This window comes from Kitasatospora sp. NPDC059648, assembly GCF_042734825.1.
Lineage (GTDB): Bacteria > Actinomycetota > Actinomycetes > Streptomycetales > Streptomycetaceae > Kitasatospora.
In genome coordinates, this window is sequence record NZ_JBHWDU010000199.1 from 1 (window position 1) to 3,628 (window position 3,628).

General features: G+C 68.4%; 5 protein-coding genes. 2 read left to right on the plus strand and 3 right to left on the minus strand.

Going from position 1 to position 3,628, the window contains the following annotated elements; translation table 11 throughout:
• Positions 1-274: 274 nt before the first annotated feature.
• Both ACFV1W_RS40325 and ACFV1W_RS40330 read left to right on the plus strand, forming a co-directional pair.
• Positions 275-604 carry a transposase family protein gene (locus ACFV1W_RS40325; protein WP_380422523.1) on the plus strand — a complete coding sequence of 110 codons (330 nt, stop codon included), beginning with the start codon at positions 275-277 and terminating at the stop codon, positions 602-604.
• 6 nt (positions 605-610) lie between these two features.
• Positions 611-1,867, plus strand: a complete 1,257-nt coding sequence (locus ACFV1W_RS40330; RefSeq protein ID WP_380422528.1) for an ISL3 family transposase — start codon at positions 611-613, stop codon at positions 1,865-1,867.
• A gap of 77 nt (positions 1,868-1,944) precedes the next feature.
• Here the strand turns inward: ACFV1W_RS40330 and ACFV1W_RS40335 are convergent, their stop codons facing one another.
• The 3 genes from ACFV1W_RS40335 to ACFV1W_RS40345 form a co-directional block, all read right to left on the minus strand.
• On the minus strand, positions 1,945-2,196 hold the full coding sequence (locus tag ACFV1W_RS40335) for a hypothetical protein (RefSeq protein WP_380422524.1): 252 nt from the start codon (positions 2,194-2,196) through the stop codon (positions 1,945-1,947).
• 477 nt (positions 2,197-2,673) lie between these two features.
• Positions 2,674-2,850, minus strand: coding sequence for a hypothetical protein (locus tag ACFV1W_RS40340; RefSeq protein ID WP_380422525.1), 177 nt, complete (start codon positions 2,848-2,850; stop codon positions 2,674-2,676).
• Between the two features lie 64 nt (positions 2,851-2,914).
• Complete coding sequence (locus tag ACFV1W_RS40345; protein WP_380422527.1) at positions 2,915-3,139, minus strand: hypothetical protein; 225 nt, start codon at positions 3,137-3,139, stop codon at positions 2,915-2,917.
• Positions 3,140-3,628 lie beyond the last annotated feature (489 nt).

Here is a 3,628-nt window from a genome sequence, read left to right on the forward strand (position 1 = left end):
CAGTACCGCTCCGACATCCTCGACGGCTTCCTCACCGGAACCGGACTCTCCCTCGACCTCCCACCGCCATCACCTTGAAGCGCCGAGGTCAGTAAGACCTGAGTCCGCTGCGAAGGGCCGCTTCGTACCTCCACCCCGATGGTTGCCGCAGGACGGTCTGCGCGAGCCCCGCTCGGCCTTCGGCTCGTATGTCGGCGACGGGTGAAAACTGGTTCTGGATCACTTTCCGTGCCAGAGCCACAGAGCGTCACCGGAACCGCGATCATGAACGGTCGTGACTGACGACCTCCTCCAAGACCTCTGGCTCCACCAGAACCCCGACGTCGCGGTCAACACCCTGACCATCCGCGCCGACCGCGTGACCGTCCACGCCGCCACGACCGGCGACGAGGCGGGCTGTCCGTCGTGCGGAACCGTCTCGACCCGGGTGCACAGCAGCTTCGTGCGGCGGCTGGACGACAGCGCGGCGGGCGGGCGTCGGGTGGTGGTCGAGTTACGGGTCCGCCGGTTCCGCTGCCGTGAACGAGCTTGCCCCCGGGCCACGTTCGTCGAGCAGGCAGCGGGGCTGACCTTCCGTCACGGGCGGCGGAGCCAGGGCCTGTAGACCGCGCTGCAGCAGCTCGCCCTGGCCTTGGCCGGCCGGGCAGGCTCTCGCCTGGCCGAGACCTTCGCGGTCCCGGTGAGCCGGTCCACGCTCCTGCGGCTGATACGGGCCCTGCCGGATCCGGCGCACGCGGTGCCGCGCGTTCTGGGCGTCGACGAGTTCGCCCTGCGCAAGGGCCACGTCTACGCCACGATCCTGGTCGACATCGAGACCCGCCGCCCGGTCGATCTGCTGCCCGACCGCACGGTCGAGACCGTCCGCTCATGGCTGGCCGACCACCCAGGGGTGAAGGTCGTCTGCCGCGACCGGTCGGCCTCCTATGCCGAAGCCGTCCGGCTCGGTGCCCCGGACGCGATCCATGTCGCCGACCGGTTCCACCTGTGGCAGAACCTCGCCGAGGCGGTCGAGAAGACCGTGCTCCAGCACCGTGCCCTGCTACCCGAACCGGCCCCTCCAGCAGGCCCGGCTCCGGCTGTCGCCTTGGCGTCCGTCAGCTCCGAGCCCCGCCGGACCGGCCGGCTGTCCGACCGGGTCCGCGAACAGCACGCCGCCGTCCACACGCTCATGGAGGACGGGTTCAGCCTGCGCGCCATCGACCGACGCCTGGGCCTGGCCCGCAACACGGTGCGCCGACTGGCCGGCGCGAAGGACCCGGACGAGCTGCTGGTCGGCCGCTGGACCGGACGCACCAGCATCCTCGACCCCTACAAGCCCTACCTCCACCAGCGGTTCGCCGAGGGCCACACCATCGCCCGGCGCCTGTTCGAGGAGATCCGACAGCGCGGCTACCCGGGCCAGGAGCAGATCGTGCGCGTCTACGTGCGCCGCCTGCGGGAGGCGTTCCCCAACCAGGACCCGCCCCGCCACAAGCCCTCCGTCCGGGACGTGACCAGCTGGATCACCCGCCGTCCCGACCGCCTCCGCGACGAGGACGCTCAGCAGCTCAAGGAGGTCCTCGCCCGAGTCCCGGTGCTGGCCACCACCGCCGAGCACGTCAGGGCCTTCGCCGAGCTGATGAACGACCGCCGCGGACGAGAGCTCAAGGACTGGATCACCCGCGTCCAGCAGGACCAGGTCCCAGCCCTTCGAAGCTTCGCCACCGGCCTCCTGCAGGACCTCGAGGCGGTCGTCGCCGGCCTCACCCTGAACTACAGTTCCGGCGCGGTCGAGGGTCACAACAACAAGATCAAAATGCTGAAGCGGCAGATGTTCGGCCGCGCCAACTTCGACCTCCTGCGCAAGCGCGTCCTCCACGCGGCATGAGAGCGCTGAATGTGGGGGTCACATCAGGGCTGGACGGCGATGGCGCCGAGCACGACGGCCCAGGGCGGGGGCTCGGGTCAGTGCTGGCCGAGGCCTCGGCTGTCGAGGTAGTCGACCAGCGCGGCCTCCTTTCGGAGCAACTGATCGCGGTCATCGGCAGGTAGCGAGGCAAGGGCGTCGACCAGAACGCGTTTGCGAGGAACGTAGACCATGTTGCCCGAGTAGATCCGGCACCCCGAGCACCAGGCAAACCCGACGCAACGCTCGAAGAACGAGGACTCGGGCGGATGGAAACGGTACTGGTAGGAGCGGACAGGCTCGTGGCACACGAGGCAGATCCAGCGGTCACCGTCGCGGACTGACCAGCCGTTTCCCCTCTTGCGCCAGGACTTCCGTCCGGCCGGTGCTCTTCAAGTCGCCATGCGCTCATTCTGCCTTGGGACGGCGTTCAAGGGACAACCGATCGCTCTGGCTATCCATGAGACGGCACGTCAGTCACGACCGTTCATGATCGCGGTTTCGGTGACGCTCTGTGGCTCTGGCGCGGAAAGTGATCCAGAACCACGGTTCAACCGCCGCCGACATCGTAGCGCGATCACCGCGGCACCAATGCGTACCGGTGCCCATCCCGGTGGCCGAAGTGTGGGTATGTCCGACGGACCGTACGAAACGGGGCCCACTTCCCGGCCCGTCGCGTCATCCGGCCGTCGGTACGTCGCCGCATCGCCGCGCTGGGGTTGCAGGGGCCAATCCGGCGCCCCTGGCGGATGATCCGCAGCACTGCCTTGTCGGACGGCAGCTGTTCTTCATGCCGTCCGGGCGCACTCGCTGCGGCCGCGGATGTTGATGGAGGTGAACTCGGCCAGGTCGACCGGGTACGGGGCGGCCCAGAGCTGGATGCTGTCGACGTCCCCCGGCGACACGAGGAGCGTGTTCTCTCGCACCTCGTGGACGGAATAGCTGCGGATTCTGCTGTCGGACATCGTCCTGGTGGCAAATCCGGTCGTGGCCGGTAGTGGCATGAGGGTCGTTACTCCTTGATGTCTTCTACAGCTCGGTCCAGCCGCACGCGGGCCGGTCCGGATCGGCGAGGGAGCTCCACACCTTCCCGGTAGCCCCGTACCTCTCGATGTCCTGGAGCGTGGCCGCCCCGGCGGGGACGTTCCTCAGGAAGTTGACCACCCGCGGACTGTCGGCGGCGGCGACCTGGAGGTCCTCGATCCGGTTGCGCAGCGTCGTCTCCGAGGTCTTCTCGGACCCCGCGGTCAGCACGAACAACACCCTGGGGAACCTCGGGTAGAAGTCCTGCCAGGCCGGCAGGGCTCCCTGCGCCTCCGTGGTTCCGCGCAGGTGGAGCGGAACCGGGGTGTACTCGAAATACCGCGCGTACGAGGTCAGCTTCGAGCTGAGCTTCTGTAGAGCGCGGCCAGGGCCGCACGGTCGAACGCCGCACCGTCGTGCCGGCGCTTACGGCGCTTCGTGGGGACGGCCACCGTCATCAGGGACTCCTTCATCAGTGCTCTCTGGTGCCGGCCAAGCCAACCCCGCGCACCTTGACGGATCCCTTGATGCCCGGGCTTCGCCGCGTAACGACTCGGTATCGCAGACACCATCAAGGGATCAGCCGATTCCTTGATGCTTTGCTGCGCCCAGGTCAGACGCGGTGTCAGTGGACGTTAAGTCCGTTTCTGGTAGCGGCCTCGTTCGGGTTGGGTGAGGAAGCCTTGGCGAGTGAGGCGTCCGAGGCGGCTGCGGGTGATG